Raw genomic sequence first — 14,829 nt, 5'->3', positions numbered from 1 at the left:
TAAGGACAAAGAACGGAAATCGAAGTACGTACAGTCGGTGTGGTTCTATTATAATCAATAGTTCCCCGACAGCAAATTCAAATTTAGGTTGACCGATTCGGTTCGGGAAAGAGAGGCACGGAGCAGTATGACGAAACCATCCATTTATTACTTTTCCAGTACCCATTGGGACCGGGAATGGTACGAATCCTTCCAAGGCTTTCGCTTCTGGCTTGTAGCCGTCATGAACGAAATGATCGATGAGCTGGAGCGCCGTCCGGAGTTTGCCACATTTCATCTGGACGGCCAAACGATCGTGCTGGAGGATTTCCTTGAGATCGAACCTGCCAAACGGGAACGGCTCGCCCGGCTCATTCAAGATGGCCGGATCGTGATCGGACCGTGGTACGTCATGCCCGATGAATACTTGCTGTCCGGCGAAAGTCTGATCCGCAATTTGCTGACAGGCCGGCGCATTTGCAAGGAATGGGGGGTCGAACCGTGGAGGTACGGGTACGTATGCGATATTTTCGGTCATATTGCCCAAATGCCGCAAATCTTCAGCGGGTTTGGCATTTCGTATGCCCTGCTGGGGAGGGGGGTCAACGAGCACGACGCTCCGGCTCATTTCCGTTGGCGATCGCCGGACGGGAGCGAATGCATCACCTTCAAGCTGCAGGATGCAAACTCGTACGGGGCATTCCTGGTCGTGCTCATGGAGGCGGAACGCAGAGGGTTGTCCCCGGAGGATACGAAGCAGTTGATTCAAACCGCCATAGAACGGGAGCTGAAACGAAGCCCGATCCCCGTCTGTCTGCTCATGGACTGTCAAGATCATGCGCGGATTCGCCCGAACACGGCGTATTATCTGGACATGATCCGCGACCTTTATCCGGAAGCGGACGTCCGCCATGTGAATCTGGAACGGATGGGCGAGCAGCTCGAACCGTATCGGCAAGAGATGCCGGTCATAACGGGAGAACTGAACGAGCCGGGCAAAGATGCGCCGGGATCCAATTACTTGATCACCCATACGTTGTCGAGCCGTTACCCGCTTAAAAAAGCGAACGACGAATGCCAGGTGCTGCTGGAAAAATGGGTCGAGCCTCTGGCCGCTTTGTCCGCGCTTCGCGGGTTTCCCGTGCAGAAGGCATTTGTCGATCTCGCGTACAAGTATTTGCTGCAAAACCATCCGCACGACTCGATCTGCGGTTGCTCGATCGATCAGGTGCACCGTGACATGCAGTATCGGTTCGATCAGGCGAAGGAAATTTCTTTGCAGGTGATCAAGACCATCCTGAGCAAGGAATCAGCCAAACCCGATACGGAAAGCAGCGGAGGCGCGAGAATGCTCACTTTGTGGAATCCGCTGCCGTTCCCCCGGCGAAGCGTGGTCACCGTAGACATCGATTTCGAGCCGAACTATCCTACTCAATATCAAGAGCCTTTCGGTTACGAGTTGATAAACAGCTTTACCATTCATGATCATCGCGGAGAAGAAATTCCGTACGGATTGTGCCGGATGAGGAAACAGATGACCGTAAGAGGGCTTGGGGCTGAGGCTAGAAGCGCGGACCGCCATACCGTTTCCATGGAAGTGGACGTTCCAGCTATGGGCGCGGTCCAATATAAAATCGTCCCAAGCGTAAAACCATCCCGTTATTTACAGCCTCTCTCCCGACAGGAACGGGAAGCAGAGAACGAATGGATCAAGCTGACGATCCGCGACAACGGTACGATCGCCCTATACGACAAACAAAACGGCATCCTCTACGATGAACTGTTGAGCTACCTGGACGACGGGGAAATCGGCGACGGATGGTATCACGTCAATCCCGTCGAAGACCGCCAGATTACAAGCCGCGGCGCCGCCTGTACGATCGAAACCGTGGAGAACGGTCCGGTTCGCACCGTTTTTCGAATTACCCATGAGCTTCGGGTTCCCCGTTCCATGGAAATGCTTCCGCATGGGCTCCGGCGTTCGGATGAACGAGTCGTGCTGACCATTCACTCTTTGATCGGGCTTTCCAAGGGAGCGGCGCATGTGGATATCAAAACCGAAATCGACAATCAAGCCCGCGATCATCGGCTGCGTCTGGTCGTTCCTACGGGTGTGCCAACGTCCAGTTTTTTTGCCAACCAACCGTTTGCCTTTGTCGAGCGGCATACGGGGATTCGGACGGAAACGCAGAACTGGAAAGAATGCGAGGTTCCGGAGAAGCAGATGGGCGGCATTGTCGGCAAACGCAGACGTGACGGAACCGGACTGGCGTTCGTTTCGGCATTCGGCCTTCACGAATGCGCCGCTCCTGACGACGAACGGGGCTCCATTCACGTGACGATGTTCCGCTCGTTTTCGAAAACCCGACTGACTGACGGCGAAGAAGGCGGCCAGATTACAGGCCGATTGACGTTCAAATATGCGCTTGCCGTTCTGGACGATTCCGCCTCGTTTGCAGATCTGGTCCGGCTGCAGGAATGTCTTCAGGCCGATCTGCACCCCTCGATTGTTAAGGTTGGCGAGAATTCCATTCCGGCCGAGCCGAAGAGTTATTTCGAACTGTCCGGCTCCGACATCTGCGCAAGTGTGATCAAGCGCCCGGAGAACGGAAAAGAGGACGAACTGATCGTACGCTGCTACAACATGTCGGGTGTTCCTGCCACGGCTCTGTTTACCTGCTTCCAACCCTTGACGGAGGTGACGGAAGCCTCCTTGGATGAAGAATCCGGCAAAATCGTTCCCCACGAGGCCAATGCATTCGATATTCGACTGGGGCCTTGGAAAATCCAGACATTCCGTTTGAAGTTCGTATAAGCGTCTTTTTTTCTTAATCATTGAAAAAACAAGATGTGGGGTGGTCTTATTGAACAAGACTCGCAGTGTTATGAATATCCTCGCCTTGCTGCTCGCGGTTGGGGCTGGTGGCTGTGCGGCGAAAAAACCGGCAGACACGCAGGAGGCGAATAAGCCGGATGCCCCGCAGCCGGTGACGATCACAATCGCCGCGCACAGCGGAGCCATAAATGATGAAGAAGTCCAACGATATATATCGGATCCCGTCAAGAAAAAATATCCGCATATTACCGTGAAGAGAATCGATATTGCGGAGAAAGGACAATCGCTCAGAGAGCAGGTGGCGGCCAGAGAGATTCCGGATATTGCCGCGAATTATCCGCTCAATATGAACGAGTTGGTCGAACTTGGACTTCAATTCAATATGGAAGAATTAATCAAAACCTATAAGTTTGATGTCAACCGCATTCAACCCGAGCTTGTGCAGTCCATCAAAATCGGCAGCGATTTGGACTATTTAGCCGGCCTCCCCTTGTACAATCAAGCATTCGCATTGTTTTACAATAAGGAACTGTTTGACCGCTTCGGGGTCCCGTATCCGAAAGATAACATGACCTGGGAAGAGGTGCGGGACCTGGCCGTCAAAATGACGAGAAGCGAGGGTGGCGTCCAGTATTGGGGATTATGGCCGGATGGAGCGTACCGCGGAGCTTACCAGGTCAGCCTCCCGTGGATCGACGTCAAAACCAATAAGCCTGTCTTTCAAACGCAAGGCTGGCAGGATCTGTTTAATTTGTGGTACAGCTTATACAAAATACCGGGCTACCCTCCGAAAGGTACGAATTACGCTAAAGAATTCAATACGGGGCATCTGGCCATGATGACCGATTCGACCTCCACGTTGAAAAGTATGCTTGCCGTCAAAGATTTCAACTGGGATGTGGTCACCTATCCGCAAAATACGAAAGTGCCAGGGGTGGGGCAGCGTGTAGACTCCTATACGTTCGCTATTACGAGCCAAAGCAAAAACAAAGAGGCCGCGTTTCAGGTGCTGTCCGTCATGTTGTCCGATGAGGTGCAGACGGACTTGTCCCGAAACGGAAGGCTGTCCGTACTGAAGGATTCGACTATCCAAAACCAATTCGGCAAAAACATCAGCGGGTACGATTCTAAAAATGTGCTGGCCTTTACGAAGCTGAAGCTGGCCCTGCTGCAATCGTTCAAAAACCTACCCGCCGCCACGATCATCATCAATTCGTTCAACGATGTGTTATACTCGGGCAAGGACATCAACACCGCGTTGCGGGAAGCGGACGAGCAGATGGACAAGGCGATTAAAGAAAAGTTGAACCAGCCAAATAAGTAGTAAGAAAAACGTCTATCGACGTACTTCGAAGATGAGCGACCGCGTTATAGTTGAAGTTTTTCTTGGTACAGAAACTCGCAGTACGCTCTAATGGGGCAATGCTTCGCAGCTGTATCACTTTAGCGAACTTAAAATTTCTGTATCGTTCAAAACGGCCCCTGTGCAATTCGTCAACTTGCATAGGGGTTCCTTAAATAAATCGTAACTGTCTAGCCGATGACTGTACGGTTCCCCCTGCTGCCGGACAACTTCCGGACACGAATAACCTTTACTTTTGCCTACCTTTATGCTATACTTTTTCTTGCATGTTATTGTGCTTGCGCCCGTAGCTCAGCAGGATAGAGCGACAGTTTCCTAAACTGTGCGTCGCGGGTTCGAATCCCGCCGTGGCGCGCTTGACGAATTATATATCGACGGAACGTGGCTCAGCTTGGTAGAGCGCTTGGTTCGGGACTAAGAGGTCGCAGGTTCGAATCCTGTCGTTCCGATATTGAAGAAAAATTACGGGTGGTTCACCCGTAATTTTTTTTGTTCAACAACGATGTTAGCGGGACTCCGCACATCGTTGTTTTTGTTGGCTTTGCTTTTCCGTTTCTTTTTGGGTAGCATGGAGAAAATAAATATCGGGAGGAATGTTCATGAACAAAATGAAACTGACCGAACGCTCTATCGAAATCGCCTACAAGGATGAGGGGGATGGCATTCCCGTTTTGCTGCTTCACGGTTTTTGCGGCAGCTCGTCTTATTGGGATGCTGTCGTCCCGTTTCTTCAGCAGCATTGCAGACTGATCGTCCCGGATTTGCCCGGCCACGGACAGTCAGGCGTTCCTAAGACACCTTATCCGATTGAATCATTCGCTGACGACATGGCACAGCTGTTGAAGCAGTTGAATATCGGCAAAGCCGTATGGCTGGGGCATTCGCTGGGCGGATATGTTACATTGGCGGCCGCAGAGCGCCATTCCGACTGCGTTGCAGCGTTCGGATTGATTCATTCAACCGCCTATCCGGATGACGAGAAGGGCAGGGAGAACCGGCTTAACGCAATACAGACGGTACTCGATTCCGGGGTTGTGCCGTTCGTCGACGGCTTGATTCCTAAGCTTTTTGCACCCGAGCACGTCGAATCGATGTCAGGGAAAGTGGAGGAAGCGAAGAAAGTCGGCTATGCCACGCCACCTGAAGGTGCCGTACTTACGTTAGAGGCGATGCGCGGACGGCCTGACCGGAATGCCGTACTGGAACATGCCTCGTGTCCTGTTGTGCTCGTTGCCGGCGAGAATGACCAGATCATTAAGCCAGACAAAACGTTTTCGGTGCAAAGTCCGTCTATCCGGCAAATTTTGTTGGAGAAGGTCGGTCATATGAGCATGATGGAAAGCCCGAATGATTTGGCAGATAAGCTTGCTTCTTTTATCAAGACTTTACAAGATTAATGTTCGATACCCGCTTGGATTTACAGGCGGGTCTTTTTCGCACAAACGTCAAAAGGACCCTTTCGGGTCCTTTTTGACGGTGATAGGTTTGTATGAATCGATTTTCCCTTACCTTCTGCTTCGGTCACGAGGATCGCTGTCAGCCAACAATCCAACTCCATGTGTTAGGAACACGCTAACGTGTCTTTAGCACATCGCCTCCGCTTCAATGTTCGGTATATTGATCCTTACTTGGTGTTGCAGTTGAATAGTTCAACGGAACCACACCTCTCTCTTCACCGTCACATATAGTATGTCCGGGATACGGATTGTTATACCCGGATTTCGTTATTATTTTTTTAACCTTCTCCGTTGTTATGGCGGGTATGGTTCGCCTGCTTCGTCCGCTTCGATCCGGGCAGCGGCTCACTCTTGCCGCCATTATTGGCGTTTCGTTGCTTGGCTCCCGTAGGAGGATTTACAGGTTGAGGTATATCCTTCGGCATATTCAGCTCTCCTCTCGCTTATTTGACAGTGGTCGTATCGTGATTATGACGATCCCGTTTTTGCCTGTCGTTCGTATCCTGCTGAAGCTGTTGGGCATGAAACGCATTAACGGGATTCTGATCCAAATCTTTGACTACGTTCTGCAAATTTTTATCGGCCGATTTCTGCCTTGTCATCGTGTTCCGACCTCCGTCAGCTTGATGTGATCTTCTTGAGAGCTTGGGCGCATTCATGGATGTGGCGTATATAATCTTCCACCAAATTTTGAATGACGTCGTTTCGCTCGTCTACCGTTTGATCCGCTTTCTCCACATCGACCAATTCGACCTTCACTTCGCGAGAATCGACATACGTAACTTGAAAATCGAACGTATACATGGAATGTCCTGCGGTTCGAATGTGAATGCGCAATGATTTCGGGTCATGCTCGTCAGGCAGTACCTCCGCCTGATCCGACTCGTTAAGCACGGTAGGCAAGGTTTGCTTCCACGCCGCCGTCAATTCGCTTTGATCGATCGTGAGCACATCTGTTTTGCTCATAAAAAAACACCTCCGCTACGTTAACTTGCGAAGGTGAGCACCCTTTTATGCGAATGGCGAAACGTACAAAAAAAGCCATGAATCGCGTGATTCATGGCTTGTGTTCTAGGCTTCGACGAACCTAAAGGTTCTGCATCCCGTTGCATGAAAGCTAGTACGGAGAGGGTGGGATTCGAACCCACGGAAGAGTTACCCCTTCGCTGGTTTTCAAGACCAGAGCCTTAAACCACTCGACCACCTCTCCACAATAGGCGCCCGTCAAAGAATTTTATCATACGAGGCGGGCGCCCTGCAAGGTCTATTTTTTACCGATTACGGTTACTCCGTTCATGTACGGCTGGAGCGCTTCCGGGACAAGTATGCTTCCGTCCGCCTGCTGATAATTTTCCAGAATAGCGGCCAAAGTCCGCCCTATCGCAAGTCCGGACCCGTTCAGCGTATGGACGAACTCCGGCTTCGATTTCGCATCGCGGCGGAACCGCATATTCGCTCTGCGTGCCTGGAAGTCTTCAAAATTGCTGCAGGACGATATTTCGCGATACATGCCGCTATTGGGCAGCCATACCTCCAAATCATACGTCTTGGCCGAAGAGAAGCCCAGATCGGCCGTACAGAGCGTCAGAACGCGGTATGGAAGCTTCAACAGCCGCAGTACTTTCTCCGCATGCTGCGTCAGCGTCTCTAGCTCGTCGTAGGAGTCCTCGGGCTTCACGATCTTCACCAGCTCCACTTTATTGAACTGATGCTGACGGATGAGTCCGCGCGTATCTCTCCCCGCAGAACCCGCTTCCGAGCGGAAGCATGCGCTGTAGGCGACATAATATTTAGGAAGCTGCTCCACAGGCAGTATTTCATCCCGATGAACGTTCGTAACCGGGACTTCCGCCGTTGGAATGAGGAAATAATCGGTATTTTGTATTTTAAATACGTCTTCTTCAAATTTGGGGAGCTGCCCCGTTCCGGTCAAGCTATCCCGGTTTACGATGTAAGGGGGTAGCATTTCCTCGTAGCCATGAGCATCGCTGTGCAAATCCATCATGAAATTGATTAATGCCCGCTCAAGCCGTGCTCCGAGCCCTTTATAGAATACGAACCGGGAACCCGTTACTTTCGCCCCGGCTTCGAAATCGAGAATGCCGAGCTTGTCCGCCAGCTCCCAGTGAGCCTTCGGCTCGAAAGCAAACGAAGGAACTTCGCCTTCCCGGCGCATTTCCACATTATCGTCCTCGGATTTGCCGACCGGTACGGAGGCGTGGGGCATGTTCGGAATGGACAGAAGCAGCTTGTTCAGATCGTCCTCGAGCACACGGACTTCTTCGTCCAATCCTTTGATCCGGTCATTCACGTCGCGCATCTCCGCAATAAGCAAATCGGCGTTCTCTCCGCTGCGTTTCATGGCAGCTACTTCCTGAGATACGGTATTTCTGCGGTTTTTCAATTGCTCGCTTTCCTGAAGCAATTCTCTTCGCTTTCCGTCCAAACCGGTGAAACGATTTATTTCTTCGGCCGATTTCCCCCGCGCGGACATCGCTTCTTTTACCCGTTCGATCTCATTACGCAACAGCTTGACGTCGAACAACAAAAACCCCTCCCAAAAGGGAACTAGTATACAAAGTTATGCAATATAATGTACTATACATCGGTGAAATATTCAACTTGACGCGCCGGTACGACTTCTTGCAAAAAAGAAAGCACCCCGGGCTTTAGCCAATCAAGGTGCTTCTTGCAGGAGCGTTATATCATTGAACCGAAGAAGTCTTTGCCTCTTTGACCATATCTAGAAAGTATTGGTGCATCCGATAATCGTCCGTCAGCTCGGGATGGAACGATGCCGCCAGCAAATTGCCCTGTCTCGCTGCAACAATTTCCCCGTTATGCACGGACAGCACGTCGACCTCGGGTCCTACTTCCTTGATCAAGGGAGCCCGGATGAACACAGCCCGTACCTGCTCTTCGATGCCTTTGATCGCAAGCTCCGTTTCGAAGCTCTCGCGTTGGCGGCCGAATGCGTTGCGCTGAACCTTCATATTCATCAACTGCAGATGGGCCTGTTCTTGACCGACAATTTCATCGGCCAAAATGATCAGTCCGGCGCAAGTGCCGAAAACCGGCTTGCCTTGTCCATTGAAGGAACGGACCGCCTCGATGAATCCGTAGTCCCGCATCAGCTTTCCGATCGTCGTGCTTTCCCCGCCCGGGATGATGATCCCGTCCAAGTCATGCAGCTGTTCCGTTCTTTTGACGACAACGCCTTCGGCTCCCGCGGATTCGATCATCTTGATATGCTCCGCCACCGCCCCTTGCAGAGCGAGAACGCCTATTTTCATTGCTGACCCTTCTTTCTTCGCTTACCAGCCACGGTCCTGCATCCGCTGCGACGCTTCCAGCTTGGAGATTTCGATCCCTTTCATCGGGGTGCCCAAGTTTTTGGAAACTTCGGCAATCAGCGCATAGTCGGTATAGTGAGTCGTTGCTTGAACGATCGCCTTGCCGAACTTCTCCGGGTTATCCGATTTGAAAATACCGGATCCGACGAATACTCCGTCCGCGCCCAAATGCATCATGAGAGCCGCATCGGAAGGAGTGGCCACTCCGCCTGCTGCGAAGTTTACGACCGGCAGACGGCCGTTCTCATGGACATACAGCACGAGATCGTAAGGAGCGCCCAAGTTTTTCGCTTCGGTCATCAGTTCGTCTTTGGACATGCTTTGGATTTTGCGGATTTGCGAGTTGATGATCCGAATGTGGCGAACGGCTTCAACGATGTTGCCCGTTCCCGGTTCACCTTTCGTACGCATCATCGCTGCACCTTCACCGATGCGGCGAAGCGCTTCTCCGATATCTTTTGCACCGCAAACGAACGGTACGGTAAAATCTTTTTTGCTGATATGGAACACTTCATCCGCCGGCGTAAGCACTTCGCTCTCGTCGATATAGTCGGCTCCGAGCGATTCGAGTACGCGTGCTTCTACATAGTGCCCGATCCGGCATTTGGCCATAACCGGGATGCTGACCACTTTCATAACTTCTTCCAACACGGTAGGGTCCGCCATACGGGCTACGCCGCCGGCTGCGCGAATATCCGAAGGGACGCGTTCCAGAGCCATTACGGCGCATGCTCCGGCCGCTTCCGCGATTTTTGCCTGCTCGGCGTTCATAACGTCCATGATGACGCCGCCTTTTTGCATTTCGGCCATCCCTTTTTTAACTGTCCAAGTTCCTGTCTCCATCTTGTATTCCTCCTGTATATGAATAGCTGTAGTTCCATACCGTTCAAGCCTGTACACATGAACCTCTTCTAAAGAGTCATTGTACATCAAGCCTTCTTAATTAACAACCCATGTCAACCATTTAGAACAGGTTTTTTAGCCCGTCGGCAATACCGGAGAATATGCCCCCGAAGAAGTTTTTGATTCCCCGCATCATGAGACGGAACCAACTTCCTTTTTCCAAATCTTGGGAGGCGACCAGATTGACCGTTTTCTCTATATCGTTAACTTTCACCTTAACAGTTCCGAGCACATCGCCGGTGCTGATCGGAGCGCTCTTCACTTCCTGCAGCGGTGCCGCCTCCATCGTTACTTGCGGCGCTTCGCCTTTTTTCACGACGAAATCGACGGCGTCGGCGGTTACGACTGGCACTTCCGTTTTGACACCCTTTTTGACAGGGATCGTCTTCATCGAATCGACTTGGCTTTTCGCAGGAATAACCGATTTCATCTCAAACGTATTGAATCCATAATCGAGCAGCTTCTGCGTTTCCCTGAATCGCTTCGCTTCGGACGGCGTATTCATGACGACGCTGATCAGACGCATGCCGTTACGAACGGCGGTTCCGGTAAAGCAGTATCCGGCTTCAAGCGTATGGCCCGTCTTTAAGCCGTCCAGCCCTTGATATACATAAGATTTAAAGTTCGGGTTATCCTTGTTGCCTTCGAGCATCCAGTTCCAGTTGATCATAGGCGATTTATCGGTCTCGCGGAACTTTTTCGACGGAACGCTCGAGAACTCCAGAACTTCGGGATGCTCGGTAATGATATGATATGCCAGCGTCGCCGCATCCCGGGCCGTAATCATCGTGTCCGGCTCCGTTCCCGGAGGCGCATATTTGCCCAGATCCGCTCGGGACAGTCCGGTCGAGTTAATAAAAAAAGATTTTTCGTTGAATCCGAACTTTTTGGCCGTATCGTTCATCATCTTGACGAAATCCGCTTCGCTTCCGCCAACAAATTCAGCCAGCGCAACCGTCGCGTCGTTGGCCGAATAAATAGACATAGCGCCAAACAAATCTTTAACCGTATATTTTTCTCCAGGTCCGATTAATTGGCCGGAACCAATTACATCAACCGCATATTGAGAAGGAGATACGATGCTGTCCCATTTTATTTTCCCCGATTTCACCGCTTCCATGACCAAATATTCGGTCATCATCTTGGACATGCTGGCGGGAGGCATAGGCTGGTCCGCATTCATCTCGTATAGAACTTGTCCGGTCGACGCTTCGATCAGAATCGCCGCCTTCGCTTCCAGCTTCAAATCGACTGCGTCGGCCGCTTGCGCCTTGGACGGCTGCAGCACAAATAGCGTATTGGCCAATACCGTAATCCAACATACCCATACGATCAACTTGCTCCAACTGACTTTTCCTGCTCCCAACACTCTTCTCCCAGCTCCCTTTCACCCTATATTGACCAATCGAAAAAGATTACGTTTCCATCTCCCCGAAAAATCCCCGGAATCATTGCGAGAATGAATCATCGAATAAAAAACATCCTTGATCCGCATCGACAGAGCCTTTCTTTATTGTAACATACCGACCCTTGAGGCAAAAGGCAAAACGGCCTTTCGCGCAAAAACGCCACACAATCCGTAAAATGAAAGAGGCAGGGCACGTATGCACCCTGCCTGTCGTTTTACATTACATCGAATAATTCGGAGCTTCCTTCGTAATTTGCACATCGTGAGGGTGACTCTCGCGAAGACCCGCCCCCGTAATGCGGATGAACTGCGTATCTTCCTTCAGCTCGCGAATGGTGCGAGTGCCGCAATAACCCATCCCCTGGATTAAACCGCCGACCAATTGATGTATCGTATCGTGCAATGGACCTTTGTATGCTACTCTGCCTTCTATTCCTTCCGGTACAAGCTTCGATTCGCCTTCTTGGAAGTAGCGGTCCTTGCTGCCTTCCTTCATGGCGCCTATCGAGCCCATGCCGCGGTATACTTTAAACCGGCGACCTTGGAAAATTTCCGATTCACCCGGACTTTCCTCACAGCCTGCAAACAAGCTGCCGATCATGATAGCATCGGCTCCAGCCGCGATCGCTTTCGTAATGTCGCCTGAATACTTCACGCCGCCGTCTCCGATAATCGGAACGCCGTATTCCTTGGCTACGGTCGCGCAATCGTAAATAGCCGTAATTTGGGGAACCCCTATCCCTGCGATAACCCGCGTCGTGCAGATTGAGCCCGGTCCCATGCCTACCTTGATAATCGAGGCGCCTGCTTCGATCAGATCGCGCGTTCCTTCGCCCGTCGCGACATTTCCTGCAATAATGACCAAGTCCGGGAATTGATTTCGCAGTTTGCGGACGGTTTCCAAAATATTGATATGGTGACCGTGAGCGGAGTCGACGGCAATAACGTCCACACCTACTTTTACGAGCTCGCTGGCACGTTCCATTGCGTCACGGGAAGCACCGATAGCCGCACCGACCAGAAGCCTTCCCTGAGCATCCTTGGCCGCGTTAGGGAACTGGATCGCTTTCTCGATATCTTTAATCGTGATGAGCCCTTTTAACGTATTCGACTCGTCTACAAGCGGCAGCTTCTCGATTTTATGCTTCTGCAAAATGATTTCCGCTTCCTGCAGCGTAGTGCCCACCGGTGCGGTCACCAAATTTTCTTTCGTCATCACATCTTTAATCTTGATCGAATAATCGTGCACGAAACGAAGGTCGCGGTTCGTCAAAATGCCTACCAGCTTATTGTTGGCGTCAACGATCGGAACTCCGGAAATCCGGTATTTGCCCATGAGTTCTTCCGCGTCGTAAACATGGTGCTCCGGTGTCAACGAGAACGGATTCGTTATAACGCCGCTCTCCGACCGTTTCACGCGATCGACTTCCTCCGCCTGCTGGGCGATCGACATATTTTTATGGATGATTCCGAATCCGCCTTCCCGGGCGATGGCGATCGCCAATGCGGCTTCCGTTACCGTATCCATCGCAGCGCTGATCAGCGGCGTATTCAATTTAAGCTTGTCTGTCAATTGGGTGGAGACGTCTACTTCTCGCGGCCCAAACACTTCCGATTTCCTGGGGATGAGCAGAACGTCGTCGAACGTTAAGCCCTCCTTGGCAAACTTATTTTCCCACACGAGAAGTTCCTCCTTCATAGTTGCCTTGCAGTGTTTACATATAATATTGAAATAGTAACAAAAGCTTAATTTTCATGTCAAGGCAAACCGGCTATGTAACGCACGTTCTACGGGTTACTGTCTACGTTCTGTCATACTTTTACCTGAAAGTGTAAGTACAGCCGGGGTTCCATAGCAAATATTCGTCTATACCGAGCTCCTTGGCCGCCTGAATTTGGGCTTGCACCTCTTCGTTCCCATACTTCAAATGCGGTTTGACCCAAGCAGCCGTAAAATCTTGAAGCCACGGACGTATCCCCGCAGACGGTATGCCCGTTTTCGCAAGCTGTTCATTTTTATGGAGACCATCCGATAACGCTTGCTGTACGACAGCATAAGGCTGCAAATCCGGGTGCTCGATTCCATACACACCGTTGCCGTAATGCGATGGATAGATCATCGGGCTAATGACATCCAGTTCAGCTGCCAAATCGCTCCACACTTGCCCAATGCCCATGTCATCGGATACGGAAGCCGTCAAGCCGAATACATCTGCAGATACGTAAACACCTTTTTGGTTCAGCTCGAGTTTTGCTTGCTTGAGAAACTGAGCGATCGCAGCCGATTTCGACCAGTCATTCGGATTGGAATATTCGACTTCCAGATCTACCGCTCGACCGTTATCGGGGAACCGGACATAATCGAATTGAATCTCGTCAAATCCGTAATCCACCGCTTCTTTAGCGACGCCCAATGCGTAGTTCCATACTTGAGGATTATAAGGATCGACCCATGAATCGCCGTGCTTATTCCTCCATACCGACCCGTCCTTCGTATGAAGTGCCCATTCCGGCTTAATCGAAGCTATACACGGGTCTTTAAACACGACTACTCGCGCAATGGTGTAAATGTCCTTGCTTTTCAAATACGCAATCAACCTCTTCATATCCGGTATCATCTTCCTGGAATCCGCTCCGAACTCATTCACCAGAGGCAATTGAGAGTCATAAGTAACTTGGCCCGAATCGTTTTTTACATCGATGACCAGTGCATTGAGCTCGGTTTGATCGATCAGCTCGATCAGAGTATCCAGCTTACGTGTTCCCGCCGCCCAACCGCTAACATATAATCCTTTGACTTTCGGTCTCGAGGAAGGAAGGAAACCGTACGGCGCCGAAGAAACAAGCCTATTATTAGAGGTTGTATCGCTGCTCGACACATCCGTTCGGGGAGTTCCATTCGGAATAGGCAAACGTGCGTCCAGCTCAACCGGTGCGTACAATTGACATCCGACCATGCTTGCCATTAGCGTCATATAGATGCCTAGCCGAACAACTGATTTCATCGCAGACCACCTCCTTCTCTACGAAGCTTGGTCGGATCGGAATGGATCCTTTACAGCATCATGAAAATAGTATGGCTTAATCGCAAAACGCGTATCGTACTACAATGAAAAAAACCTCTGGAAATTAATCCAAGAGGCTGATTTGTATAAGATCGGAATCCAGCGATAAAAAAAAGCCCTGCTGTTAGGCAGAACTTCCGGGTTGTATCGATCGCTTGGCAACGTCCTACTCTCCCAGGACCCTGCGGTCCAAGTACCATCGGCGCTGGAGGGCTTAACGGTCGTGTTCGGGATGGGAACGCGTGGATCCCCTCCGCCATCATCACCAAACGATTTTGCTCAAGGTTTATTCCTTGAAAACTGAATGCGAAACGAATCAAGTTAAAGCTGAATCGAGTGCCCCGGGGGTTTACCGGGGCTAGTTGGATAAGCCCTCGACCGATTAGTATTCGTCAGCTGCACGCGTTGCCGCGCTTCCACCCCGAACCTATCAACCTGGTCGTCTACCAGGGGTCTTACGAATTG

The 14,829-nt window shown here is 51.1% G+C and carries 12 protein-coding genes, 3 tRNA genes and 2 rRNA genes; 5 read left to right on the top strand and 12 right to left on the bottom strand.

The features are described 5' to 3' along the window. The first annotated feature begins 127 nt into the window (after positions 1-127). The 5 genes from FE783_RS22905 to FE783_RS22885 all read left to right on the top strand — a co-directional run bounded on the left by FE783_RS22905 (position 128) and on the right by FE783_RS22885 (position 5,575). Entirely contained in the window at positions 128-2,794 is a 2,667-nt protein-coding gene (locus FE783_RS22905; RefSeq protein WP_138881723.1) for an alpha-mannosidase, read from the top strand. A gap of 49 nt (positions 2,795-2,843) precedes the next feature. Further along, positions 2,844-4,139 carry an ABC transporter substrate-binding protein gene (locus FE783_RS22900; protein ID WP_138881722.1) on the top strand — a complete coding sequence of 432 codons (1,296 nt, stop codon included), beginning with the start codon at positions 2,844-2,846 and terminating at the stop codon, positions 4,137-4,139. A gap of 319 nt (positions 4,140-4,458) precedes the next feature. Further along, positions 4,459-4,533: transfer RNA gene (locus FE783_RS22895), tRNA-Arg, on the top strand. A 20-nt stretch (positions 4,534-4,553) separates the two neighbouring features. Beyond that, positions 4,554-4,627, top strand: a tRNA-Pro gene (locus FE783_RS22890). Between the two features lie 150 nt (positions 4,628-4,777). Continuing rightward, the gene (locus FE783_RS22885) at positions 4,778-5,575 is read left to right on the top strand and encodes an alpha/beta fold hydrolase (protein ID WP_238403211.1); all 798 of its coding nucleotides are present in this window, start codon (positions 4,778-4,780) and stop codon (positions 5,573-5,575) included. 338 nt (positions 5,576-5,913) lie between these two features. Here the strand turns inward: FE783_RS22885 and FE783_RS22880 are convergent, their stop codons facing one another. The 12 genes from FE783_RS22880 to FE783_RS38025 form a co-directional block, all read right to left on the bottom strand. Continuing rightward, a complete protein-coding gene (locus FE783_RS22880) occupies positions 5,914-6,060 on the bottom strand; it encodes a small acid-soluble spore protein P (RefSeq protein ID WP_138881721.1) in 147 nt (48 codons plus the stop codon). Between the two features lie 18 nt (positions 6,061-6,078). Continuing rightward, entirely contained in the window at positions 6,079-6,237 is a 159-nt protein-coding gene (locus FE783_RS38030) for a hypothetical protein (protein WP_202916242.1), read from the bottom strand. Between the two features lie 16 nt (positions 6,238-6,253). Beyond that, entirely contained in the window at positions 6,254-6,601 is a 348-nt protein-coding gene (locus tag FE783_RS22875; protein ID WP_138881720.1) for a hypothetical protein, read from the bottom strand. A gap of 157 nt (positions 6,602-6,758) precedes the next feature. Beyond that, positions 6,759-6,845, bottom strand: a tRNA-Ser gene (locus tag FE783_RS22870). A gap of 54 nt (positions 6,846-6,899) precedes the next feature. Further along, complete coding sequence (gene serS / locus FE783_RS22865) at positions 6,900-8,180, bottom strand: serine--tRNA ligase (RefSeq protein WP_138881719.1); 1,281 nt, start codon at positions 8,178-8,180, stop codon at positions 6,900-6,902. A 160-nt stretch (positions 8,181-8,340) separates the two neighbouring features. Continuing rightward, positions 8,341-8,928 carry a pyridoxal 5'-phosphate synthase glutaminase subunit PdxT gene (gene pdxT / locus FE783_RS22860; protein WP_138881718.1) on the bottom strand — a complete coding sequence of 196 codons (588 nt, stop codon included), beginning with the start codon at positions 8,926-8,928 and terminating at the stop codon, positions 8,341-8,343. 21 nt (positions 8,929-8,949) lie between these two features. Then, the gene (gene pdxS / locus FE783_RS22855; protein ID WP_138881717.1) at positions 8,950-9,831 is read right to left on the bottom strand and encodes a pyridoxal 5'-phosphate synthase lyase subunit PdxS; all 882 of its coding nucleotides are present in this window, start codon (positions 9,829-9,831) and stop codon (positions 8,950-8,952) included. A gap of 121 nt (positions 9,832-9,952) precedes the next feature. After that, positions 9,953-11,260 carry a D-alanyl-D-alanine carboxypeptidase family protein gene (locus FE783_RS22850; RefSeq protein WP_238403210.1) on the bottom strand — a complete coding sequence of 436 codons (1,308 nt, stop codon included), beginning with the start codon at positions 11,258-11,260 and terminating at the stop codon, positions 9,953-9,955. Between the two features lie 259 nt (positions 11,261-11,519). Further along, entirely contained in the window at positions 11,520-12,980 is a 1,461-nt protein-coding gene (gene guaB / locus FE783_RS22845; RefSeq protein WP_138881716.1) for an IMP dehydrogenase, read from the bottom strand. Between the two features lie 139 nt (positions 12,981-13,119). Beyond that, positions 13,120-14,304, bottom strand: coding sequence for a putative glycoside hydrolase (locus FE783_RS22840; RefSeq protein ID WP_138881715.1), 1,185 nt, complete (start codon positions 14,302-14,304; stop codon positions 13,120-13,122). A gap of 213 nt (positions 14,305-14,517) precedes the next feature. Beyond that, positions 14,518-14,634 (bottom strand): 5S ribosomal RNA (rrf, locus tag FE783_RS22835). Between the two features lie 92 nt (positions 14,635-14,726). Then, a 23S ribosomal RNA gene (locus FE783_RS38025) occupies positions 14,727-14,829 on the bottom strand; the annotation flags it as partial.

It is taken from the genome of Paenibacillus mesophilus (assembly GCF_005938385.1).
Taxonomy (GTDB): domain Bacteria; phylum Bacillota; class Bacilli; order Paenibacillales; family NBRC-103111; genus Paenibacillus_AB; species Paenibacillus_AB mesophilus.
Note: the sequence above shows the minus strand (reverse complement) of the source record. Positions and strands in the feature narration are given on the sequence as shown.

Bases quoted from the DNA above. Each gene is read 5' to 3' on its own strand.
- FE783_RS38030 (WP_202916242.1), bottom strand. From the start codon at position 6,237: ATGACAAGGCAGAAATCGGCCGATAAAAATTTGCAGAACGTAGTCAAA.
- pdxT (WP_138881718.1), bottom strand. From the start codon at position 8,928: ATGAAAATAGGCGTTCTCGCTCTGCAAGGGGCGGTGGCGGAGCATATC.
- FE783_RS22880 (WP_138881721.1), bottom strand. From the start codon at position 6,060: ATGCCGAAGGATATACCTCAACCTGTAAATCCTCCTACGGGAGCCAAG.
- FE783_RS22875 (WP_138881720.1), bottom strand. From the start codon at position 6,601: ATGAGCAAAACAGATGTGCTCACGATCGATCAAAGCGAATTGACGGCG.
- FE783_RS22885 (WP_238403211.1), top strand. From the start codon at position 4,778: ATGAACAAAATGAAACTGACCGAACGCTCTATCGAAATCGCCTACAAG.
- FE783_RS22840 (WP_138881715.1), bottom strand. From the start codon at position 14,304: ATGAAATCAGTTGTTCGGCTAGGCATCTATATGACGCTAATGGCAAGC.
- pdxS (WP_138881717.1), bottom strand. From the start codon at position 9,831: ATGGAGACAGGAACTTGGACAGTTAAAAAAGGGATGGCCGAAATGCAA.
- FE783_RS22905 (WP_138881723.1), top strand. From the start codon at position 128: ATGACGAAACCATCCATTTATTACTTTTCCAGTACCCATTGGGACCGG.